Origin of the sequence: Mesorhizobium sp. B2-7-1, assembly GCF_006440735.1 — a bacterium.
In the GTDB taxonomy this organism is placed as follows: domain Bacteria; phylum Pseudomonadota; class Alphaproteobacteria; order Rhizobiales; family Rhizobiaceae; genus Mesorhizobium.
The window spans coordinates 86,229-109,329 of the sequence record NZ_VFUA01000009.1 but is presented as its reverse complement, the minus strand read 5'-3'; the positions used below and the strand labels follow the sequence as shown (position 1 = coordinate 109,329).

21 protein-coding genes are annotated in these 23,101 nt (G+C 63.0%); 12 read left to right on the top strand and 9 right to left on the bottom strand.

Annotated elements, in window-relative coordinates; all coding sequences use genetic code 11:
- A partial coding sequence (locus tag FJ471_RS06150) for an NAD-dependent succinate-semialdehyde dehydrogenase (protein ID WP_140802263.1) occupies positions 1–1,344 on the top strand: 1,344 nt, incomplete at its 5' end.
- Between the two features lie 122 nt (positions 1,345–1,466).
- Positions 1,467–2,738: a four-carbon acid sugar kinase family protein gene (locus FJ471_RS06145; RefSeq protein ID WP_140802262.1), complete on the top strand. Its 1,272-nt coding sequence runs from the start codon at positions 1,467–1,469 to the stop codon at positions 2,736–2,738.
- Between the two features lie 33 nt (positions 2,739–2,771).
- Here the strand turns inward: FJ471_RS06145 and FJ471_RS06140 are convergent, their stop codons facing one another.
- From FJ471_RS06140 to FJ471_RS06120, 5 genes are all read right to left on the bottom strand, one after another.
- Positions 2,772–3,674, bottom strand: a complete 903-nt coding sequence (locus tag FJ471_RS06140; RefSeq protein ID WP_140802261.1) for a DMT family transporter — start codon at positions 3,672–3,674, stop codon at positions 2,772–2,774.
- 89 nt (positions 3,675–3,763) lie between these two features.
- Positions 3,764–5,149, bottom strand: a complete 1,386-nt coding sequence (locus tag FJ471_RS06135) for an aminotransferase (protein ID WP_140802260.1) — start codon at positions 5,147–5,149, stop codon at positions 3,764–3,766.
- A gap of 151 nt (positions 5,150–5,300) precedes the next feature.
- Complete coding sequence (locus FJ471_RS06130) at positions 5,301–6,461, bottom strand: acyl-CoA dehydrogenase family protein (RefSeq protein WP_140802259.1); 1,161 nt, start codon at positions 6,459–6,461, stop codon at positions 5,301–5,303.
- 89 nt (positions 6,462–6,550) lie between these two features.
- Entirely contained in the window at positions 6,551–7,855 is a 1,305-nt protein-coding gene (locus tag FJ471_RS06125) for an acetoin dehydrogenase dihydrolipoyllysine-residue acetyltransferase subunit (RefSeq protein ID WP_140802258.1), read from the bottom strand.
- Positions 7,856–7,874: 19 nt separating this feature from the next.
- A complete protein-coding gene (locus tag FJ471_RS06120; protein ID WP_140802257.1) occupies positions 7,875–8,726 on the bottom strand; it encodes an IclR family transcriptional regulator in 852 nt (283 codons plus the stop codon).
- A 199-nt stretch (positions 8,727–8,925) separates the two neighbouring features.
- Here FJ471_RS06120 and FJ471_RS06115 point away from each other — a divergent pair, with 199 nt between their 5' ends.
- The 8 genes from FJ471_RS06115 to FJ471_RS06080 all read left to right on the top strand — a co-directional run bounded on the left by FJ471_RS06115 (position 8,926) and on the right by FJ471_RS06080 (position 17,613).
- Entirely contained in the window at positions 8,926–9,939 is a 1,014-nt protein-coding gene (locus FJ471_RS06115; RefSeq protein WP_140802256.1) for an ABC transporter permease, read from the top strand.
- Between the two features lie 11 nt (positions 9,940–9,950).
- Complete coding sequence (locus FJ471_RS06110; RefSeq protein WP_224668607.1) at positions 9,951–10,796, top strand: ABC transporter permease; 846 nt, start codon at positions 9,951–9,953, stop codon at positions 10,794–10,796.
- Positions 10,793–11,845 carry an ABC transporter ATP-binding protein gene (locus FJ471_RS06105; protein ID WP_140802254.1) on the top strand — a complete coding sequence of 351 codons (1,053 nt, stop codon included), beginning with the start codon at positions 10,793–10,795 and terminating at the stop codon, positions 11,843–11,845. The genes FJ471_RS06110 and FJ471_RS06105 overlap by 4 nt, the downstream gene beginning before the upstream one ends.
- Positions 11,838–12,872: an oligopeptide/dipeptide ABC transporter ATP-binding protein gene (locus FJ471_RS06100; RefSeq protein ID WP_140802253.1), complete on the top strand. Its 1,035-nt coding sequence runs from the start codon at positions 11,838–11,840 to the stop codon at positions 12,870–12,872. Before FJ471_RS06105 ends, FJ471_RS06100 begins: the two co-directional genes overlap by 8 nt.
- A gap of 42 nt (positions 12,873–12,914) precedes the next feature.
- Positions 12,915–14,180 (top strand): CaiB/BaiF CoA-transferase family protein, encoded by a 1,266-nt coding sequence (locus FJ471_RS06095; RefSeq protein ID WP_140802252.1) that lies wholly within the window; start codon positions 12,915–12,917, stop codon positions 14,178–14,180.
- 195 nt (positions 14,181–14,375) lie between these two features.
- On the top strand, positions 14,376–15,683 hold the full coding sequence (locus tag FJ471_RS06090; protein WP_140802251.1) for an LLM class flavin-dependent oxidoreductase: 1,308 nt from the start codon (positions 14,376–14,378) through the stop codon (positions 15,681–15,683).
- Between the two features lie 60 nt (positions 15,684–15,743).
- Positions 15,744–16,628 carry a transketolase gene (locus FJ471_RS06085; RefSeq protein ID WP_140802250.1) on the top strand — a complete coding sequence of 295 codons (885 nt, stop codon included), beginning with the start codon at positions 15,744–15,746 and terminating at the stop codon, positions 16,626–16,628.
- A 1-nt stretch (position 16,629) separates the two neighbouring features.
- Positions 16,630–17,613, top strand: coding sequence for a transketolase C-terminal domain-containing protein (locus FJ471_RS06080; protein ID WP_140802249.1), 984 nt, complete (start codon positions 16,630–16,632; stop codon positions 17,611–17,613).
- A gap of 70 nt (positions 17,614–17,683) precedes the next feature.
- On the opposite strand, the gene FJ471_RS06075 is transcribed toward FJ471_RS06080, so the two are convergent.
- The 3 genes from FJ471_RS06075 to FJ471_RS06065 all read right to left on the bottom strand — a co-directional run bounded on the left by FJ471_RS06075 (position 17,684) and on the right by FJ471_RS06065 (position 19,439).
- Positions 17,684–18,340 carry a DsbA family protein gene (locus FJ471_RS06075; RefSeq protein ID WP_140802248.1) on the bottom strand — a complete coding sequence of 219 codons (657 nt, stop codon included), beginning with the start codon at positions 18,338–18,340 and terminating at the stop codon, positions 17,684–17,686.
- 80 nt (positions 18,341–18,420) lie between these two features.
- Complete coding sequence (locus FJ471_RS06070) at positions 18,421–18,765, bottom strand: hypothetical protein (RefSeq protein ID WP_140802247.1); 345 nt, start codon at positions 18,763–18,765, stop codon at positions 18,421–18,423.
- 155 nt (positions 18,766–18,920) lie between these two features.
- Positions 18,921–19,439: a flavin reductase family protein gene (locus FJ471_RS06065; protein ID WP_140802246.1), complete on the bottom strand. Its 519-nt coding sequence runs from the start codon at positions 19,437–19,439 to the stop codon at positions 18,921–18,923.
- Positions 19,440–19,663: 224 nt separating this feature from the next.
- Here FJ471_RS06065 and FJ471_RS06060 point away from each other — a divergent pair, with 224 nt between their 5' ends.
- The gene (locus FJ471_RS06060; RefSeq protein WP_140802245.1) at positions 19,664–20,689 is read left to right on the top strand and encodes a LysR substrate-binding domain-containing protein; all 1,026 of its coding nucleotides are present in this window, start codon (positions 19,664–19,666) and stop codon (positions 20,687–20,689) included.
- 163 nt (positions 20,690–20,852) lie between these two features.
- Complete coding sequence (locus FJ471_RS06055; RefSeq protein ID WP_140802244.1) at positions 20,853–21,530, top strand: TetR/AcrR family transcriptional regulator; 678 nt, start codon at positions 20,853–20,855, stop codon at positions 21,528–21,530.
- A gap of 147 nt (positions 21,531–21,677) precedes the next feature.
- On the opposite strand, the gene FJ471_RS06050 is transcribed toward FJ471_RS06055, so the two are convergent.
- Positions 21,678–22,994, bottom strand: coding sequence for an LLM class flavin-dependent oxidoreductase (locus tag FJ471_RS06050; RefSeq protein ID WP_140802243.1), 1,317 nt, complete (start codon positions 22,992–22,994; stop codon positions 21,678–21,680).
- Positions 22,995–23,101: the final 107 nt, after the last annotated feature.

Sequence of the window (23,101 nt, the reverse complement as noted above, 5' to 3'; positions counted from 1 at the left end):
GTGCTGGGCAGGTTGGCGCATGCCGAGACCGCCGATCTGGACGAAGCGCTGGCCGCCGCTGACAGCGGCTTCAAGATCTGGAGCAGGACGCCAGCGTTTGAACGTTACAAGCTGATGCGGGCGGCGGCAGCGCTGGTGCGCGAGCGCGCCGACACGATCGCGCGCATCATGACGACGGAGCAGGGCAAGCCGCTGGCCGAAGCGAAAGGCGAAACGCTGTCGGCCGCCGACCTGATCGACTGGTTCGCCGAGGAAGGCCGCCGCGCCTACGGCCGGGTCATCCCGGCCAGGGCCGGAGGCATCAGCCAGATCGAGGTCAAGGAGCCGGTCGGCCCTGTTGCGGCTTTCACGCCATGGAATTTTCCCCTCAACCAGGTGGTCAGGAAATTGTCGGCGGCCCTGGCGACGGGATGCTCGATCATCATCAAGGGGCCGGAGGATACGCCGGCCTCCCCGGCGGAACTGGTCAGGGCGTTCGTCGATGCCGGTTTGCCGGCAGGCGTGGTCAACCTCGTCTATGGCGTGCCGGCGGAAATTTCGTCCTATCTGATCCCGCACCCGGTCATCAAAAAGATTTCGTTCACCGGATCGACCGCGGTCGGCAAGCAACTGGCGGCGCTCGCCGGCCAGCATATGAAGCGTTCCACCATGGAGCTCGGCGGCCATTCGCCGGTGATCGTCCTGCGGGATGCCGATGTCGAGCGGGCCGCGAAGGTCATGGCCGGGTCGAAATTCCGCAATGCCGGCCAGGTCTGCGTTTCGCCGACCCGCTTCCTCGTCGACAACGGCGTCTACGATCGGTTCGTCGACGTCTTCACGACCGCGGCCAAGGCGATCAAGGTCGGCAGCGGTCTCGAAGAGGGCACGACGATGGGGCCTCTCATCAGCGAGCGGCGCGTGGAAGCGGTCAGTGCCTTGGTGCAGGATGCCGTTCAGGCCGGCGCCGAACTGGTCACCGGCGGCAAGCGGTTCGGCAATGCCGGTTACTTCTTTGAGCCCACGGTGCTCTCGCGCGTGCCGAAGACGGCCCGCATCATGAACGAGGAGCCCTTCGGCCCGGTGGCGCTCATGGTTCCCGTCGACGGCCTCGACGAAGCGATCGCGGAAGCCAACCGGCTCAACTACGGCCTCGCCGCCTACGCCTTCACCCGATCCGCCGACAATGCCGCGCGCATCAGCGGCGGTGTCCGGTCGGGCATGGTCTCGATCAACCATCTCGGTCTGGCGCTTCCGGAAGTTCCCTTTGGGGGAATCAATGATTCCGGCTACGGCACGGAAGGCGGTGCGGATGCGCTCGAGCCCTACTTCAACACCAAGTTCGTCAGCCACCTGCAGGTGGGATGATCCGGCCGCCGGGGGCGCGGCGACAGGGGCAGATTGCGACTAAGGTTCCGGCCGTTCCGCAAACGACGCCGTGGTGGAACTGCAGGAAGTGCTGGCGGCAGCCATGAACAACAGGGTGCTCGATGAGCGTCAGGATCGCGGTAATCGCCGATGACTTCACCGGCGGGCTTTTTGTCGCCAGCAATCTGGAAAAGCTCGGCATTCCGGTTTTCTATGTGTGCGACACGGCCGTTCTGAATGAGGCGGCCGATGGCGAGGTTCTCGTCATCGCGACCCGGCTGCGATTTATGCCGCCGGCGCAGGCGGTCGCGACGCTCGACAGCTTGACGAGCATGCTCGACCGGATCGGCGTCGAGCGTATCTTCTACAAATACTGCTCGACTTTCGATTCGACCGCCGAAGGCAATATCGGCCCTTGCGGCGATCTGCTCGCAAGGAAGTACGGGCAGCAGCGCCTGGTGTTTGGACCGGGCTATCCTGATCTTCGTACCTACGTGCACGAAGGGTACATGTTCTACAAGGATCGGCTGATTTCGGAATCGATCAAGCGCTCCGATCCGATCACGCCCATGAGCGACCCCGACATGGCCAGGGTGCTGCAGCGCCAGACCGCCGAGACCGTCGGGCTTTTACCGCATCGCGTCCTGCATCGCGGTGTGGAATTCGCGCGCGACTATGTGGACGGTCAGCAAGAGAAGGGGGTGCGCTACTTCCTCATGGACTGCGTCGATAATGACGATGTCACCGTCGGCGCGACGATTTTCCGGCACGACCGTATCACCACGGGGGCGGACGCGCTGGCGATCGAACTGATTTCGCAATGGACGTCCGAGGGTGCCGGGACCGGCCGTCGGATCTCGTCGCCGGTGGCTCGTGCGCAGGGCGGTGAAGTCGTGCTGGTGGGAAGCTGCAGCGGCGTCACGTTGCGACAGCGCGATCATTTCGCGGAGCGCAATCCGATGCTGAACATCGATATTCGCGAGGCGGATGAAGATGTCCTGACGGCGCGGGCGCTTGCCTGGGCGGACGAAAAGCTTGGCGCCGGCCAACCGATAGGCTTTTCGGTCGCCGGGGATGTTGTGTCGGTTGCCGATGCCCAGGCCAAGTTCGGCATAATGGGCGCGGCGCGCAAGGCCGAAGCCATCCTGGCCGGCATAGCCAAGGGCTTGGGCGAAAGAGGTGTCCGCAAGTTCGTCGTTTCAGGCGGCGAAACATCGGGTGCGATCGTCGAAGCCCTCGGCATTCAGAGCATGCAGGTTCTTCCATTCGACGAGCTTGGCGCCGGTTCCTGCGTCTCTCGCGATGCGCGGCGCATTTCGTTGTTCCTGAAGCCAGGGAAGATCGGGGCCGAGGACGTCTTCTCGGCGGCCCTGGAAAAGATGCGCACGCCCTGAACGGCCCAGGAAGCCACCGCCGTAGCGTTCGCGTCAACGGATTCCTGGCGGGTTGGCCGGCCTGATCCGGCGGACGCGTTCCCGCAGCACGGTCAACAGGCCGGCGCTCGCGATCACGCCAACCCCGACGATAGCCAGCAAGTCGGGATACTCATGAAAGACGATGATGCCGAAGAGCATCGCCCAGCCAAGCTGTGAATAGGCGACGGGCGCGATCTGTGTGGCGCTGCCGTATCGCGCGGCGCTGACGAAGGCCCATTGGCCGAGGCCGACGCAAAGACCTGAAAGCGCCATCAGAAGCAGGTCATGCAGGGAGGGTGTGCTGAAACCCCAAAGGAACATCCCCAGGCCATTGATCGAAACCAGGTAGAGGAACAGCATCCCCAGAATGCTCGTCTTCTTCGCGGACGAGCCCAGGCTGCGCATTATGATGATCGACGTGCCGGTTGAAAGGCCGGCGACCGCGGCGCTCAGATGTCCGAGATGAAACGCCTGAAAGCCCGGCTTGACCGCGAGCAGGACGCCGGCAAATCCGAGCATGACGGCGAACCACCGCCAGAGCCCGACATGCTCCTTCAGGACCAGGACGGACATCACCGTAACGAAAAACGGCGCCAGGAAGATCAGTGAATAGGCATCGACCAGAGGGATGGTCGTGAAGGCGTAGATCGCGCACAAACTCGACAGGACGCCGCATAGAGCGCGAAAATGAATCGGCCAGGGCCGGCTCATCTTCCAGAACTCCAGCCAGCGCTCGTTCTCGTGGCGAGTGGCCAGAAGAACCATCGATGCCGAGAGGTTTTCGAAAAACCCGATCTCGAAAACGCTCAGCGGTCCGTGCAGAGCCTTTGTGAATGCGTCGGATGTCGAAAAGCAGGCATAGGCCGCGAAGGCGCAAATATAGACATTGGTGAAAACGGATTGCCGAACCGGCATCGAATGCGCCTGCTTGTCGATTGGATGCCGGGGGTCGCCGGCCGGCCGCCATCGGGCCTGCCGGCCGGATGGCTGTATACCTGCCGGTCTCAGATCGACTTCGCCTGAACCGCCTTCTCGGTTTCACGCAGGGCCTTCTGCAACTTGGCCCCGATCTCCTCGACGTCATTGTCGTCGATGATCAATGGCGGACAGAAACCGACAGTGTCGCGCATCGCGCGCACGACGAGGCCGTTTTCATAAGCGATGGCGGCCAGGCGCGCGCCGATCTGGCGCGCGGGCGCGAAAGGCGTGCCGGTCGAAGGATCCTCGACCAGTTCCATGCCGTACATCAGGCCGACGCCGCGCAGGTCTCCGACGATCGGCGAGTCCTTCGTCACCTCGGCGAGCCTCTGGTGCAGGCGCGCGCCGATCCTGCGGACATGCGGGACGATATCGAGTTCCTCGTAGATCGCGATGGTTTCCGCCGCCACGGCGGCGCCCACCGGATGTGCCGCGTTGGTGAAGCCATGGCCGAAGGAGGTGCCGCTCTCATTGTAGCGTTCGACGGCCTCGAGGATCTTCGGCGATACCACCACCGCGGCGAGGGGAAAGTAGGACGAAGTGATGCCCTTGGCGAGCGACATCATGTCGGGCGTCATGCCGACCGTCTCGCGCCCGAACCAGTTGCCGGTGCGGCCGAAGCCGCAGACGACTTCGTCGTCGAGACAGAGGATGTCATATTTTGCCAGTACTTTGTGAACGGCTTCGAAATAGCCGTCCGGAGGCGGGATGATGCCGCCGCCGGCTATCACCGGTTCGGCGATGAAGGCCGCAATGGTGTCGGGACCTTCGCGCAGGATCATGCGCTCCAGCTCACCGGCCAGGCGGCTCACGAACTCCGTCTCGCCTTCACCGGGCAGGCGTACACGATAATTGTTCGGGCAAAGCGTGTGGATGAAGCCGGGCAGCGGTAAGCCGAACTCGCGGTGCATCATTTCAAGCCCGCACATCGATCCGGCCACGATTGTCGACCCGTGGAACGCCTTGTCGCGGGCGATGATCTTTCGCTTCGTCGGCTTGCCGCGCGACGCATGGTAAAGCCAGGCCAGCTTGACCATGGTCTCATTGGCTTCGGAGCCAGAGGTCACGAAGAACGTCTTACCGCCCGCCATGCCTGTCAATTCGACAAGCTTCTTGCTGAGGTCTGCCGCCTTCGGATTCGTCCGGCCATAGAAGCTGTGATAGTAGCCGAGCTCCTCGTACTGTGTCGCCGCGGTGCGGCCGAGGCGCTGGTTGTTGAAACCCAGCGACGCGCACCAAAGCCCGGCCATGGCGTCGATATAGCGCTTGCCGTTCTCGTCGATGACGTGGGTTCCGTCGCCCTTGACGACGATATAGGCGCCCTCGCGAGTCAAGGCCTGAGGATTGGTCTGCGAATGCAGATGATAGGCGAGATCGGTGGCGTTGGTCTCGGATTGCGTGTTGGAAAGCACGGGGCAGCTCGACTGTTGGTGTGGAAGCTTTCGGCAGATTAATCAAAAAAAAATCCATTATCAATCATCACGCCACGGCAATGCTTGATCCACGCAAGACTCCGCGAGGGCAGCGAATTGAGATGCCTGGACGATGCGCAGGCGGCCGTTTTCAAGCCGCGGCCGCCGCTTCCTTGATCATGTTCCTGGCAATCAGGATCTGCTGGATCTGCGTCGTCCCCTCGTAGATGCGAAACAGCCGGACGTCGCGGTACGCCCGCTCGATGCCGTACTCTTCCATGTACCCCGCGCCGCCATGGATCTGGACGGCGCGGTCGGCGACGCGACCGACCATCTCGCTGGTAAACATCTTGCAGCACGCAGCCTCGGTGGAAACATTTTCGCCGCGGTCCTTTGCGCGCGCCGTCTCCAGCACCATGCATCTGGCGGCGTAGCTTTCCGCCCGGCTGTCGGCGAGCATGGCCTGGATCAACTGGAACTCCGCGATCGGCTGCCCGAACTGCTTTCGCTGCAAGGCATAGGCGAGGCTGTCGGCGATAAGCCGTTCGGCCATGCCGACACAGAAGGCGGAAATGTGCAGGCGGCCCCGGTCCAGGACCTTCATTGCCGTCTTGAACCCCTGGCCTTCCTTGCCGCCCAGGACTCCGGAAGCCGGCACCCGGCAATCCTCGAAAACCACGTCGCAGGTGTGCGAGCCGGCCTGGCCCATCTTCTTGTCGATCTTGCCGAAGGACAGGCCGGGCGCCGTCCGTTCAACCAGGAACGCGGTTACGTCCCGTCCCGGCTTGTCGCCTGTGCCGGTTCTCGCGAAGACCGTGAACAGATCGGCATAGGGCGCGTTGGTGATGAAGCGCTTGGTGCCGTTGAGGATGTATTCCTCGCCGTCGCGGCGCGCGGTCGTCCGCAACGACGCCGCATCCGATCCGGCCTCCGGCTCCGTCAGCGCGAACGAACTGATGATCTCGCCTGTCGCCAGCTTCGGAAGATACGTGGATTTCTGCTCTTCCGTTCCGTCCATGATCAGGCCCTGCGAGCCGATGCCGTTGTTGGTGCCGATGACGGAGCGGAATGCAGGCGACGTGTGGCCAAGCTCGAAGGCGATGCGGGCTTCTTCCTCCATGGTCAGGCCAAGCCCGCCATAATCCTGGGGGATGGAGAGGCCGAACAGGCCAAGGTCGCGCATCTCTTGCCTGATCTCCGGGGAGATATTGTCGGCCCGTGCGATCTCGGCTTCCATCGGAACCAGGCGCTCGCGAACGAAGCGCCGCACCGTCTGCCGGAGTTGCTCGAAGAGGTCTGCTTCAAGGGCCATGGAGTTGCTGCCTCGGATGTTCGCGCATTCGGTGTTCGCATAGGCGCGGCCCAGCCGCGACATTTGCCTCTACTGCCGCCGTGACGGCGTCAGCGATCGTTGCGGCCGAGCGCCAGCATTTCGTCGACGATCGACAAGGTGAGCTCGGGCTGTTCGAAATACGGCAGGTGGCCGCATTGCCGGAAAGCATGGAGGCCGACGCGCCCGGGCAAAGAATGACAATGAGCGAACGGAATGATCCTGTCCTGGATGCCGAACACGATGCGCATGGGGATGCGGAGCCGTTCCAGGTCGCGGCGGATCGAGAAGGTCTGCGTGCCGTCGCAGAAATACCGCTCGGCAAGATTGGCCAGGGCGCTGGACAGGCTGTCGTCCTGGCGCTGGTCGACGACGCTGCGAATGAAGGCCTCCGAAATCTGTCCGGGGTCGAAGACAAGTTCCTGGAGCCAGGGCAGAAGGCTGGACGGCTGCCTGGCCGCGACGAAGCCATGGATGAACTGGTGGCGGATCTCAGGGCCAAGGCCGGCGGGCGAAATCAATAAAAGCGAGTTGGCTCTTATCAGTCCGCGAGTGGCCAGCCTGGCCGCGACGGCGGCGCCGAAGGAATGGCCGACGATCGTGGCGTGCTCGATGCCTTCGGCAGCCAGACGCTGCTCGACCATCACGCAGATTGCGTCGAGATCCTCTGGGATTGTCCTCGGCGACCGTCCATGTCCAGGCAGGTCGAGGGCCAGCATTCGTGCCTTGGGCCGGCCGGCGGCCAGAAGGCCGCGCCATGCATTATGGTCGGAAGCAAAGCCGTGCAGGGCGACGAGCGTTTCGGCGCCCTCGCGCTGCAGCCATGCGGCGTGCAATCCGCCGCCCTGCAGGCTGCTTTCGCGCCCATCGACGTCTTGGGCGGAACGGAAGCTTGAGACGACAGCCGGCGCATCGACGACCGGTCGCTCGCCGAGCACGTCACGTTTCTGGATGCGCCCTTTCGGGCCGGAGCCGCGGATGCCGTGGAGGTCAATCCGATGCTGGGCGGCGATCCGCCTTGCCAGGGGTGTTGCCACGATACGCGTCGAGGAGGGCGCCTGCGGCGGCACCGGCGTTCCATTGCGGTCGGGACCGGCCGACGGCGCCGAGGCGGGTTTGCTCGCGACTTCGATCTGCTCGCCGCTTTCAAGGATATGGCCGACGATTTCGCCGACCTGCACTTCCTCGCCGGCGGCGCGAGCGTGCGCGACGAAGCCGGACACCGGAGCCTCGACCTCGACCGCGGCCTTGTCGTTGTCGATCTCGAACAGCGCGTCGCCCTGCGCGACTTCCGCGCCGTCGTCCTTCAGCCAGCGGCCGAGGGTGCCGGTGTCGGTCTCCAGGCTGACCTTTGGAAAAATGACGGCAATGGCCATGGAATTATCCTTGAGTTGGCTAGTCCCTTTGGACCATCGCCGCCATATACTCGCCCGTCGGTGGCAACGTTGCGCCGGTCAGCCGGTTCTGCAGTTCGGCGAGCAACGACTTCAGCTTGGGAACGAAAATCGAGACGCATGCCTCGACGGGAGCAAGGTCCTTGATGCCGCCGCATGTGATGGCCACTAGCTGGGACCCATCGCTCGGCCTGAAGGGCACGCCGACGGCGTTGATGTAGCTGTACCAGTCGCCGAACGAAGTCACGTAGCCATGCTTGGCGTAGCTTTCGAGCCCGCCGTCGATGGCGCGGCGTATCTTTTCCCTGTTGTCCGGGCTGTTCTCGATCAACTGGCCGATGACGCGGCCCTGCAGGCCCTCCTCCATGGCGGCCAGATAGGCCAGCCCCATCGATGTCTGCCAGATTGGCAGGCGCGAACCGACATTGAGCCGCAGCGTGACCGGCGTCTCGGGCCGGCAATTCGAGACGTAGACCATCTCGAGCCCGTCGCGCATGCCCATGGCGACGGCGACGCCGGTTTCGAAGGCCAGGGTCTGCATCAGCGGCTTGGCCATGTACACCACGGCGCTGCTGCTAAGGCCTGAGTAGCCGAGCGATACGGTCGCCGGCCCGATGGAGTATCGGCCCAGAACCGGATCGTAAAGCAGATAGCCGAGGCCGACCAAGGTGTAGGTGAGGCGCGAGATCGTGGCCTTTGGCAAGCCGGTTCGTTCGATCAGTTCCTGGTTGCCGAGCGATATGTCGGCTGGCGTGAACGCGCGCAGGATTTGCAGCCCGCGCACCAGGGCGGACGAATGCTGTCCCTGATCTTCATCCGATGGCGCCGGTATGGGTTTGTTGCGTTTTCGCATGCTGCCTCCCAACAGCGAATATGGCCCTACAGGCTCTTGGTCGGGAGCCCACCCTATCAGTCGCAACGGGCAGCCGACAGGCCTCGCAACGAAATTTGGAACTTAATTTCATTTCTATTGACTGGTGTTGGCCACCTTGTCAATATCGCCGGACTCTCGCTCAAAGCGTGGAGCGAAACGTTACGCCACGAGACGACGGATGCTCAACTACATCGTCAGACGCAGCATCGCGATGCCCTTCATTTTGTTGGGGATCGTTACGATGGCATTCCTGCTGACGGCCATCACCAAGGGTGACCCGCTCACGGCCGTGGTCAGCGAGCAGCAGCTCAACAACCCCGAAATCGTCGCAGCCGCGCGGCAAAGATGGGGTCTCGATCGTCCCTTGCCGGAACGCTATCTCATCTATGTCGGCAACCTGCTGAAAGGGGACATGGGAACGTCGTTCGTCACCCGTCGCCCGGTCACGACCGATCTGATGGCCCGGCTGCCGGCCACCTTCGAACTGGTCATCTCGGCGATGATCATCGGCAGCGTCATCGGCATCGTGTTTGGGCTTCTCGCGGCATACTACCGCGACACCGCGATCGATCAGGGCGCACGCATATTTTCGCTTTTCGGATCGTCCGTCCCGATCTTCTGGCTGGGCCTCGCGCTGCTTTTCCTGTTCTCGGTCAAATACCAGATCCTGCCGGGGCCGGGCCGCATCGATCCCAGGATGTCGCCGCCGCCCGTGGTGACCGGCTTCATGACCATCGATACCTTGCTGGCCGGAAACTTCACCGCCTTCAAGGACGCGCTCAGTCACCTCATCTTGCCCTCGATCGTGCTTGGCTGGACCGTGGCGGGAACGATCTCGCGCCTGGTCCGCGCCAATATGCTCGAAGTGATGGAGCGCGAATTCATCCTCACCGCGCGCGCCAAGGGCGCGGGAGAATTGCGGGTGGTGCTTCGCCATGCGTTTCGCAACATCCTGGTGCCGGTGCTGACAGTGATCAGCTATTCCTTTGCCTATCTCATCACCGGCGCCGTGCTGACCGAAGCCGTGTTCGCGTGGCCCGGCATGGGAAGCTACGCCGTGACGGCAGCCCGGTCGCTTGATTTCCCGGCGATCATCGGCGTGACCATCGTCGGCGGCGTGATGTTCCTGATCACAAACCTTCTCACGGATATCGCCTACGTGCTCGCCAATCCGCGCGTGCGCCTGAACTGAGAGAGATGCCATTGTCTTCGGTTCAAGCATCGCCCACCCGCATCCGTCTTCCCCAATGGGCTTCCCCGGCCTTTGTGGTCGGCGGCCTTGTCGTCCTTTTCTGGCTTGCCGCCACGCTGGTGCCGAGCTGGATCGCCCCTTATGATCCGCTGTCGCTGGCCGGCCGCAGGCTTCAGCCGCCCAATGCCACCTATCTTCTTGGAACCGACGCCTTGGGGCGCGACGTGTTCTCGCGCACCATCCATGGCGCGCAGCATTCGCTGCCGATCGCGCTCCTCGTCGTTGCCAGCGCTGTCCTTATCGGCTCGGCCGCCGGCGCCATTTCGGGCTACAAGGGAGGCATCATCGGCGCCGCGATCATGCGCCTGGTCGACATCACGCTTTCCTTCCCGCCGATCCTGCTGGCGATGGCTGTCGCGGCTTCGCTCGGTCCGGGACTTGGCAATGCGGCGATCGCGATGGTCGTGGTCTGGTGGCCTGTCTATGCACGGCTGATGCGCGCCCAGGTGCTCGAGGTGCGCGAGCGCGAGCATGTCGAAGCCGCGGTCGCCGCCGGCGCCGGTCATTTCCGTATCCTCACCAAGCACATCCTGCCGCTCTGCTGGACGCCGATCCTGGTCAGCGCCACGATGGATCTCGGCCAGGTCATCCTGCTTGCCGCGTCGCTCAGCTTCATCGGGCTTGGCGCAACCCCGCCCACCCCGGAATGGGGCGCCATGATTTCGGACGGCGCCACATACTTCTACAGCTGGTGGATCGCATTCGGGCCGGGCATGGCCATCCTGACGGCGGTGCTGGGCTTCAATTTCATCGGCGACGGCCTGCGCGACTATTTCGATCCGAGGTCGTCCAAATGAGTGTCGCCGAGACGACCGGTCCTGCTTCCGCGGCGCCGCTGCTGCGCATACGCGATCTGAAGGTAGGCTTTTCCTCGCACGGCAAAATGCTGCCGGCGGTGCGCGGCCTCGACGTCGAACTGTCCAAGGGTGAGGTTCTCGGCATCGTCGGAGAATCCGGCTCGGGCAAATCGCTCGGCATGCTGGCATCGCTCGGGCTGCAGGCGCGCAATGCCGTGGTGACCGGCTCGGTCGTCTTCAAGGGCAGGGAACTGATCGGCCGTCCGCGCCGCGAGATGCGCGCGCTTCGCGGCTCGGAGATCAGCATGATCTTCCAGGATCCGCTGTCGTCGCTCAATCCGGTGATGACTGTCGGCGATCAGATCCGCGAAGCGCTTGTTCTCCACAACAGAAGCATGACGAAGGCGCAAGCGACCGCGAGGGTGCTCGAGCTCTTGCAACTGGTGGCAATCCCGCAGCCGGACCGGCGGATCAATCAATATCCGCATGAATTCTCGGGCGGCATGCGCCAGCGCGTGATGATCGCCATGGCGATCGCCAACAATCCCGAACTGCTTGTCGCCGATGAGCCGACGACGGCCCTGGATGTCACGGTCCAGGCCCAGATCATGCGCATGTTGCGCGATCTCAAGGAGAAACTCGGACTGGCCCTCATCCTGATCACCCACGACCTCGGCGTCGTCGCCGGGCATGCCGATCGGGTCGCTGTCATCTATGCCGGACTGGTGGTTGAGGAGGCCGAAGTGCGGGAGCTCTTCGCTAATCCGCGTCACCCCTACACACGGGGGCTGATCGCCTCCATTCCGAAGCTGACGGCTTCAAAGGACAAGCTCTATTCGATCCCCGGCGCACCGCCGATGCTTGGCGCGCTGCCCGAGGGATGCGCCTTTCACCCGCGTTGCAGCTTTGCCCAGGACGTGTGCCGGAAAGTTGCGCCTCCGACCGTCGAGCTTGGGCGCCACCGCGCGTCCTGTCATTTCGCCGAGACGCTGCCGCCCTGGGGCGAGCCGGCCCGGGCGGCGCAATCCGAAGAGCCCGCACATGGCTGAAGCCCCAAATCCAGCTGCGGACGGCGTGACGGCGGGCGGCGCCTTGTCTGTGCGCAATCTTTCCAAGGTCTTCCCGATCATGGGCGGCAGCCTGGTGCGCCGCGAGGTCGCGCAGCTGAAGGCCGTCACGGACATCTCGTTCGATCTCGATCCCGGCGAAACGCTGGGGCTGGTCGGAGAGTCCGGCTGTGGCAAGTCGACGCTCGGGCGATGCCTGCTCAGGCTGATCGAGCCGACGTCCGGCAGCGTGACGCTGAACGGCACGGACATCGTCTCGCTCGGTGCGGAGCAGATGCGGCGGATGCGCAGACATCTGCAACTCGTGTTCCAGGATCCCTATGGATCGCTGCATCCGCGCATGCGCGTCGAAGACAGCGTCGCGGAGCCGCTGCGGATTACGACGATGAGCCGCTCGCAAAGGCGTGAGCGGGTGCTGGAGATGCTGGATCTCGTCAGTCTCAGCGCCGCGCACGGCAGGCGCTACCCACACCAATTGTCAGGTGGCCAGCGCCAGCGTGTCGTGATTGCCCGCGCCCTCGCACTGAGGCCTGAAGTCCTCGTCCTCGACGAGCCGGTGTCGGCGCTCGACGTGTCGGTCCAGGCAGGCGTGCTCAATCTTCTCCAGGAAATCCAGGAGAAGATGCGGACGGCCTATGTGTTCATCGCGCACGATCTTTCGGTCGTGCGTCACATCTCGCACAAGGTCGCGGTGATGTATCTCGGCCGCTTCGTCGAAGTCGCGCCGGCCGAGCAACTCTATGCAAGGCCGCTCCACCCTTATTCGCAAGCCCTGATGTCGGCCGTGCCGGTCGCCGACCCGGACCTGGAGCGAGGCCGCAAGCAGATCCTGCTCAAGGGCGACGTGCCGAGCCCGATCAATCCGCCGTCGGGCTGTCCATTCAGGACCCGCTGCTTCAAGGCGCAAGACAGGTGCGCCGAGATCGTGCCGCCTCTCATCGAGGTCGAGCCGGGGCATCTGGCGGCGTGTCATTTTCCGGGTCCCGTGGATATCGGGCCGTCGGCCTGAGCGCCCGGCAGCCGGCGATTTCAAGCAAGGAAGCGAGGACGTATGTCGGAAACCATCGGCGAGACGCCCACCGGCGAAAGCGCACCCGCTTTGCCCTTGGCAGGCATCAAGGTGCTGGATCTTTCGCGTGTGCTGGCTGGTCCCTGGGCGACGATGAGCCTGGCCGATCTCGGCGCGGAAGTCTGGAAGATCGAGAATATCGACGGCGGCGACGACACCCGGGCATGGTCCGTGCCGAACTACAACGGGATCAGCACGTATTATCTCTGCGCCAACCGCGGCAAATCCAGCATAGCGGTGGACCTGAAGCATCCGAAGGGCCGTGAAATCATTCACCGCATGGCCGCCGAGGCCGATGTCGTGATCGAGAACTTTCGAGCCGGCACGGTCCAGCGGCTCAAGATCGATTATGAAACCCTGAAAGCCGTCAATCCGGGCATCATCTACTGCTCGATATCGGGTTATGGGCAGACCGGTCCGGAATGGGACCGCCCGGGATATGATTTCGTAGTGCAGGCGGAAAGCGGCCTGATGTCCATCACCGGGCCTGTTGACGGCGAGCCGCAGCGCATCGGGGTGGCGATGACCGATATCATTGCCGGCATGGTGTCGGCCCAATCCATACTGGCGGCGTTGTATCAGCGCCGGCAGAACGGGCAGGGGCAATATATCGACATCTCGCTGCTGGAATGCGCGTTGAACACGCTGATCAATGTCGGCAGCGGGTACCTCAATGCCGGTGTCATTCCACGGCGCTATGGCAACGCGCACCCCACGGTGGTTCCGTATCAGATCTGCGAGTGCTCCGACGGCAGCTTCGCGCTTGCCGTCGGCAACGACAAGCAGTTTACCGCGCTGTGCGAAAAGGTCGTCGGCGTGCCGCACCTCGCCGGCGACCCGCTTTACAAGACCGCGGCGGCAAGGGCCCTCAATCGGGAAAGCCTGCTCGCAACGCTGGGCCCGGCATTTCGGACCCGGCCGCGCCATTATTGGATGGAGGCCTGCCTGCGCCACGGCGTGCCGGCCGGAGAGGTCAAATCCGTTCCGGAAGCCTTCGAGAGCCCGACCGTGAAGGCCAGGGAAGTCGTCCAGACACTGCACAGCCAGCACATCGGCCCGATCTCCCTTGTGAGGCCGGCGCAGGGCCTGAGCGCCCAGCGCGGGGCGAAGTACAAGGCGCCGCCGATGCTTGGCGAAGACACCGCCGCCGTGCTGTCGCAAACGCTGGGCTACACGCCGGAGGAAGTCGAGGCGCTGATCGGCCAAGGCGTCGTCCGCCAGTATACGGGCCCGTCGCTCGAGGCGTGATTTGGGGATCGGGGCGCGCGCCGTGTCGCATAACGAAAGGTTATTCAAGCCAAAGGTTTTTGCCAGTGCACGGCGCGGCTTCGAGTGCCTAAAGCAGAGGTCGATCGGCGCCGTCATGCCTGAAATCTTCGCTGCGTAACGGTTGCCGGGGCAATGTCTTGAAGGCCCGATACGGGCGAATCCTGGGTGGTTTCAATGGGGCGCCAGCTACATTTCGTCGGCTACTGCACGATCGGCCCTTCGTGGCACAACAACGGCAGCTGGCGCCATGACGAAAGCGACGGGACCGATTTCCTGGACCCCGGACGCTACGAGAACATCGCCCGTATCCTGGAGGCCGGAAAATTCGACGGGCTGTTCTTCGTCGACGTCCAGACCCTCTACGATACCTATGGCGGCGTCATCGATCCCTGCGTCAAATATGGCGGGCATATGTGCATGCTCGACCCGATGCAGATGCTGACGGCAATGGCGCGGGTGACCAACCACATCGGCCTTTCGGCAACGATGTCGACCTCGCTTTATCATCCGTTCCACATCGCCCGTGCCTTTGCCTCGCTCGACCATATCAGCGGCGGCAGGGCGGCCTGGAACATCGTCACCTCGGCGACCGATCGCGAAGCGCAGAACTATGGCATGGACCGGCTGCTGGACAAGGCTCAGCGCTATGACCATGCCGATGAGGTGGTCGAGGCTTGCACGGCGCTCTGGAACAGCTGGGGACCGGATGCGCTGGTGCTTGACCGGCAGGCCGGCATTTTCGGCGATCCATCGAAAGTGCGCTACGCCAACTATGCCGGCAAATACGTCAGGACGCGCGGCCCGTTGATGACGCCGCATTCGCCGCAAGGCAGTCCCGTGCTGATGCAGGCGGGGTCTTCGGACCGCGGGCGTCAGTTTGCGGCGCGCTGGGCCGAAATCGTCTTCACGCTGCAGAACAACAAGGCGGACATGCAAGCCTTCTACCGCGACATCAAGGACCGCGTCTCGAATGCAGGGCGCGATCCTTCGCACTGCGCCATTCTGCCCGCGACCGATATCGTCATAGGCGAAACGGAATCGATCGCACGCGAGCGGGCGGACTATATCGATTCCCTCGCCAACGCCGAGCTTGGCCTTTCCGAGATGTCGAACCATATCGGCATCGACCTCTCGGGCTTCCCGATAGACCAGCCGCTGAGCGAGATGGAGATCACGCAAGGCGCGCGCGGGGTGTTCGATATCATCATGAGCGGCGGCAAGGGCAAGACGCTGCGCGATGCCGGCCATCAATATGCGACCACCCAGATGTCGCCGCAGCTCGTCGGCACGCCGATGATGATTGCCGATCACATCCACGAGCTGTTCGAGGCCGAGGCGTGCGACGGCTTCGTCATCTGTCCGTCGATCACCCCCGGCTCGTTCTACCAGTTCGTGAAGTCGGTGGTGCCCGAGCTGCAGCGCAGGGGCATTTATCGCCGGGACTACACCGGAAGCACGTTCCGGGAAAATCTGCGTTCCTGACGCAGTCGCGGCGCGGCTCCATGCCCGCGCCGCGGAGCCATGAACTTGATCGAGGATGATATGAGCGGTTCTTCAACGGATAAGGCGCGCAGCAACAGTTTCGAACCCACGCCGGATGTGGTGGCGATACTCAAGGAGCGCGCCCGCTTCGTGCGGCTGGAGACGATCCGGCTGATCGAGATCGCCAAGACGGGCCACTACACGTCCGTCTTCTCGGCTGCGGAGATATTCGCCGCGCTCTATTACGACGTCATGCAGCTGCGCCGGGGCGAACCGAAATGGGCGGGGCGGGATCGCTTCACGATCGGCAAGGGACATGCAGCGGTCGGCCTGTTTCCGATCTACGCCGATCTCGGCTTTTTCCCGAAGGAATGGCTCGACCGGTACACGCGCCTCGGCAGCCCGCTTGGCGATCATCCCGATATGAGGAAGGTGCCCGGCGTCGACTTCTCGTCGGGGTCGATCGGCCATGCGCTCTCGAATGCGCTGGGCATGGTGCTGGCGCAGCGCTGGACCGGCGAGGAGGACTATCGGGTCTTCTGCATGATGGGCGATGGCGAGATGCAGGAAGGACAGGTCTGGGAGGCCGCGATCAACGCCGCGCAGCACCGGGCCCGCAATCTCATCGCCATCATCGACCGCAACGGCTACCAGCTGGACGGGCGCGTCGACGATCTGATGAACATAGAGCCGCTCGACGAGAAATGGCGCGCCTTCGGCTGGGAGGTCCATACCGTCGACGGCCACGACGTGGCGAAGGTCACCGAGCTCCTGCGGCGGGTGAGGGCGGATGATGAGCGCGACAAGCCCTGCGTGATCATCGCCAAGACCAGCAAGGGAAGGGGCGTTTCCTACATGGAGACCGAGCCCGGCTGGCACCTGGGCTATCTCGACCCGTCCGATGCCGAAAAGGCCGTCGCTGAGATCAACGCGCTGGATGCTTGAAATGAACGGTCCTCTCTCTCCCAATTCGTGGCAGTATCGCGGCTTGAACGCCGTCAATCCAGGCCTCGATCATCTGTCCAACGGGCTGATCGATCTCGTGAAGGCAGGCCACAACGTCATGGCCGGATCGGCCGATCTTCAATATTCGAACGGCCTGAACCGCTTCGCGGCCGCCTATCCCGACCGCTATATCTCCTTCGGCATATCGGAGCAGAATATGGTCAGCACGGCCGCGGGCATCGCGACCTGCGGGGTGGTGCCCTTCGTGGCGACCTTCGCTTCATTCCTGGCTCTGCTTGCTTGCGAGCAGATCAGGATGGACATTGCTTATTCCGCGCAGCCGGTCCGGCTCGTCGGCCATCACACCGGTATCTCGCTCGGCTTCTACGGCACCTCGCACCACGCCACGGAAGACATCGCCATCATGCGCTCGATCGCCGATCTCGCGGTGGTGTCGCCGGCGGACGGTCCGCAGCTGGAAGCGGCCATCCGCGCTTCCGCGGACTACGATAAGCCGATCTATTTCCGCATCGGCCGTGGCCGCGATCCCGTCGTCTACAAGGAGACGCCGACATTCAAATTCGGCAAGGCGCATGAGCACCTGAAAGGCGACGAGCTGACGATCATCGCCTGCGGGATGGCCGTGCACGGTGCGCTCGAGGCCGCGAGTGCCATGAATGCGGAGGGGCACTCCGTCGGCGTGATCGACATGGCGTGCATCAAGCCCCTCGACCGCGACGCCATTCTCGAAGCGGCCTCCCGCTCGAAGAAGATGAAGATCATGACGGTCGAAGAGCACAATGTCCTGGGCGGGCTTGGCGGCGCGGTGGCTGAAGTGCTCGCCGACGAGGGGATTGGCGTGAAGCTCAAACGCCACGGCATCTATGACGAGTACAGCCTGATCGCGCCGCCCACCCATCTCTACGCCCATTACAAGCTCGATGCGGCAGGCATTCGCAGCGTGGCCGAGGCGTTCATCGCCTAAGGCTTGGCCGAAGGACACGCTGGAGGTTGCCATGCCGGATGGCCGGCAACCTCCGTGAAGGCACGGAAGCCTACTTGCCACTCGGCGCCTTTTGTCTGCGGCGCGCCTCCGCCACGGCCTCCTGCAACTGAGCGTGGCTGAGGCCGCCGAAGACGATGAAGGACTGCACCAGCCAGGACGGCGTGCCCTGCAGGCCGATCGTGTCGGCCTGCAGGGCGTTTCGTGCCAGCAGCTTGTCGATATCGGCCTTGTGCGCCGCGGCATCCTTGTTCAGCCTCGCCATGTCGACGCCGGCCCTGGTCAACACGGCCGTGACTTCCTTGTTCTGCTGGAAGCGCTTTGGTGACGACATCAGCGCGTCGTGCGCGGCTTCGTACTTTCCCTGCCACTTGGCCGCGAGCGTCATGCGGGCGGCATATTCGGAAACCGGACCGAACACCGGCCAGTCCTTGTAGACGACGCGCACCTTGCGGTCGCTCTTGAGAAGCCTCTTCAGTTCCGGATGGCTCTTGCGGCAATAGGGGCAGTTGTAGTCCATGAACTCCGCGATCGTGATGTCGGCATTCTTGGCGCCGACGAACGGCATGTCGGGATCATTGAGGACCTGTTCGGGCGTCAGGCCTTCCTGGGCGCCAGCCGGCAGGAAAGGCAGGAGCGTCGCGGTCGCCGCCAAGGCGGAGGCGCCAAGCAGAAAGCGCCGGCGGCCGATCGGATTTTCGTTGAGCATAAGATGACCTCTGGAGCGGCATCGCCGCCCTTCATGGATGAAAGAAGCACACAGGCGGTTGTCCGCCCGGGCGCACCGATTCAAGCGACGAAGGAGGGTCGTGGCGGGCGCGGTTCCGTTTCGCGGAAGATGAGCTTCGTCGCGTGCGGGCTTATGGCAGGAATGCAATGGCTGGAATTTCGCGTCTCGCCACCGGTCGCGCCTTCCGGCAGGCCGATCTGGGGGAAGCAGGATATGCTCGACGTCCGCACCGTATGATAGCAGGGCTTGAAGGCCGAAGGCTGCGTGGTGTCGGGCGACGACTGGACTGCGACGGCAATGGTGGGTCGCGACAGCGACCAGGCCAGCGCCCAAGACGGCCACATGCCGGCGGCGATCGCCACCAGCAGGAATCCCAACGCCGTCACGGAAATACAGAACCGCATCGGCCTCATCCTAGAGCATGTCCGCCGAAAGTGGGAACAAGTTTCCGTAAGTATGCGGTGACCATTCCGTGCAAACGCGAAAGGCACCGGCCGTGTGGCGGTCCACGCCGGGAGCGGACCGAAGGCCTGCGCCCGAATGGGGACGCGCGGACGGATCAGCCTGGCTGCACCGTATGGAAGGAGCGCTTGAAGTGGATGAGCGGGTCGCCGCCGGCATGCTCGATATCACGGACATCGCCGATCATGATCTCATGATCGCCGCTCGCAATGACTGAATTTATATCGCAGATGATGTGCGAGACCGCGCCCTCGATCAACGGGAGCCCGCTGTCGGAGATGCGGTGGCTGACGGATGCGAACTTGTCAGCTGCCTTGCTGGCGAACAGCATGCAGACATCCTGTTGCTGGCTGCTCAGGAAGTTGATGCAGAAGCGCCTGGTGGCCTTCAGCACCGGCAGAGTGTTGGACGTCCTGTCGACCGAAATCAGATATTGCATGGGGTCCAGCGAGAGCGCGATCACGGCGCTCATCGTCAGGCCGTGCAGGCTCCTGTCGTCGGCGACCGCGGTGATCACCGCGACGCCGGACGGCCAGTGACTTGAAACGGTCTTGAACAGGTCACGGCCGGCCGCCAAAGGCGCATGGGCGGGGGTACCGACGATGGGAGCGTTCATGTGGTGCTGGTCCTATGATCACGCTTTCAGTAACGTCAACATGCCGAAGCCGGCGTTGGCCGTAAACGCGCAAAATTCTTGGACACCCATAACAATTTGTTTTGCCAACCGCAGACGGCCGGCGACGGTCATATCGCTTAAAGCATTGAATTATCGATCTGAGTTGACTTGATCCGAATTCCGCGGTTTCCGCCATCACATCCACGAAAGCGCATTGAAATCGCTTGCCGTCGCGGTCGCAATTGCTTGCGGCTCACGCCCGATTGGCATTAAGATTTGTTATGTCTTCCCTGCGTACCAGCATCCCCTCACTCATATCCCTGATCTCGTTCGAGGCGGCCGCGCGGCTGCTGAGTTTCACCAAGGCAGCCAACGAGCTCAACATCACCCAGGCGGCCATCAGCCGGCAGATCCGGGAACTGGAGAATTTCCTGCAGACCCCCTTGTTCGAACGCGGGCATCGCTCGATCGAGCTGACCGCAGCCGGCATCATGTTGAATGCGTCGCTGCCGTTGCATCTCACGGCAATCGCTTCGCTTGCTGACCGGGTGAGAGAGTTGAGCGATCCCCAGGCTATTGTCGTCGGCACGACCCATGCGTTCGGCACCTACTGGCTGGCGCCGCGGCTTGCCGAATTCAGCAAGCTCAACCCGGACGTGGATCTGCGCCTGGCGGTCAACGACGAGCTCGTCGACATCTCGAAGCAGCGGATCGACATGACCATTCGATTCGGCGGCGGGTCGTGGCCGTCCATGTCTTCGCGGTTCCTGATCGGCTGCGAAGTGACGCCGGTCTGCCACCCGTCCTACTGGGAGGACCGCAGGCGTCCGGCAAGTCCTGGCGATCTGCTTGGCGAGATGTTGCTGGGCATCGAAGGACGCTCGGTGCAGGGCGGCGGCTGGAGCGACTGGTTCCAGGCCCATGGCGTCGAAACGACCAAAGGCAAGCATCAGATCACGGTCAACAATTTCTCGGTTCTGATGCAGGCAGCGCTGAGCGGTCAGGGAATAGCCTTGGGCGGCAGTCCGCTTGTGGACGACCTCTTCGCAAGCGGGGTCCTCGTGCCGGCGCTGGAGCTCGCTCCATACAGGGTGAGGGGCTCGGACTATTACGTCGTCGAACCGGCCGGGCAGTTGCGCAAGCAGAGCTGCGAGAAGTTCTGTTCCTGGCTTTACGACCGGATGCGCCGGGACGCGGCGATGACGAACAATGAGCATCTACTGGTGGAAGCCCAGAAATCGCATAGATGACAGCCGGCCGGCGTCAGACATTATCGGCGGGCCACGGGTCGCCAAACCGCCGCTATTAGGCAGGCGCGCCCGCCAAGACTGGGTTTATTGTCTTGATGTGTCTTGACCTGCCGGAGCGTTTCTTCTTGTCTCGGAATCGAGATTTTCGCAATTCGAGGTGACGATGAGCAACGATGTCGAGGATAAGTCCGCCGCGGACCGGCAGCCGAAGCGCGTCGTGGCGCGGCGTCCTCAACGCAAGCCGGGGCAAGTGCGCTTCCGAAAGCTGCTCGACGCCCTGGACGAGTTGCTTGCGACGAGCAATGTCCAGGATATCGGGCTCTATCAGATCGCCGCCAAGGCGAAGGTCCCGACCGCGTCGGTGTACCATTTCTTCCCAAGCACCGAAGCGGCCCTGCTTGCGCTCGCCGAAGTTCACCACAACGCCTTGCTGCAACTCTCCATGCTGCCGCTGGAGGTTCGGCCGGCGCGCTGGCAGGATCTGTTCCGGCAAAAGGTGATCAGCGCGGCCGAATATCACAACAGCCATCCGGCCGCGCTCCGGCTGTTTCTCGGCGCCAACATCAGTGTGGAGGTCAAGAGCGCGGACATATCGCAGTATCACCGCCTCGTCGACGGCAGGTCGCAGCTGCTTTCCTACTATTTCCACGTGCCGGCGATGCCGGAATGGGAGCGCCGTCTTGCGACATACTTCGCCATGATAGATGGCGTTTTCTCGCTGTCTTACAGCGAAAACGGTTACATCCGCGACGACTATATCGCCGAAGCGCATCTGGCAGGCATAGCCTATCTGCGCTGCTATCTTCCGGAGATCCTCGCGACGCGCGAAGTCGGCGCGTAGCGGAGCGTCCTTGGAGCATTTCTGGTGCGAGCCGCTGGGCTCGGTAACTTCGCAGCTTTCCGTCCGGGATTGCGTCAGAACAAAGAGATGGAGATAGAGCGGTTTTTCGTGAAACGATGAACCGCTCCAGGACGCTCCGTGGCCGCCTCAGTTCTGCAGGTTTTCGCGGAAGGTCGAGTGTTGGTATTCCTTGCGGTATATTCCGCGGCGCTGCAGCTCCGGAACCACCGTTTTGACGAACTGGACGTAAGTGCCCGGGCTGATGGACGGGCAGATCATGAAGCCGTCGCAGCACTCCGCCTCGAAGAAATCCTGCAGATAATCGGCGATCATCTTCGGCGTGCCGACGAGCTGAGGCGTCATCTGGCTGGTTGCCCAGGCCTTGCCGGCCTGGCCGAGTGTCAGTCCGTCTTTCTTCGTGCCCTGAAGCATCACGTCGAGGATGCCGCGGCAGCCCTGGCTCAATTCCAGGTCCTCCAAAGGCTTGTCGAGCGGCTCCTTGGACATGTCGACGCCGAGCGCGTTCGAGATCTCCGCAACGCCGAGCGTCGGGCTGGCATATTCGTTGATGGCCTCGGCGCGTTCCCTGGCGATCGATTCCGTGTCGCCGAGAACGATGTCGACCGCCGGAACGATGGCGCACTCGTTCGGCTTCCTGCCGCTGGCGACGACGCGGTCCTTGATGTCGCGATAGAACGCCTGCATGTGCTCCTTGGAGTTCTGCAGCGTGAAGATGACTTCGGCCCAGCGCCCTGCGAATTCGCGGCCGCGAGGGGAGGAACCCGCCTGCATGATCACCGGCCTGACCTGTGGCGAGCTCGGCACCGTTAGCGGGCCGCTGGTGCGTACATAGTTGCCTTCGTAGTTCACGTAGTGAACCTTGTCGGCGTCGGCGAAGACATTGTTTTGGCGATCGCCGACCAGCGCCCCCGGCTCCCAGCTCTGCCAAAGCTTGTCGCAGGCCTCGAGCACTTCGTCCGCCATGTCGTAGCGCTTGTTCTTGTCCATCAGCGCATCCATGCCGAAATTCTTGGCCTCACGTTCCATCGCCGATGTGACCACGTTCCAGCCGGCGCGGCCCTTGCTGATGTGGTCGAGCGACGCGAATGCCCGCGCAATGTGGAAGGGGTGGTAGAACGTCGTCGACATCGTCGACGCCAGCCCGATATGCGACGTGACACGCGCCATTGCCGAAAGGAGCTGCATGGGATCCATCATGCATTGCTGGCCGCCTTCCTTCAGATTCGTGCGGTAGCCGCCGGCGTATGAGTCGAACAGCATCAGGAAATCGACGAAGAAAAGCCCGTCGAATTTCCCATGCTCGAGAGTTCGGGCAATCTCCTCGTAGCGGGCGGGGTCGAGCATATCGAGGCCGTCGCTTTCCGGGTGCCGCCATGCTCCGTAGTGATGCCAGGTGGGGCCGGCCAGCACGTAACCTATGAGATGCATTTGCCGCTTCGACATGGAAAAATCCCCTGCGTGGCCGAGCCATTCATAATGTGAGAGAGGGCTAGGATTACAGATAAACTTATTTATTATCAACTGGCATATGCGACAAATAATTGCCGCGC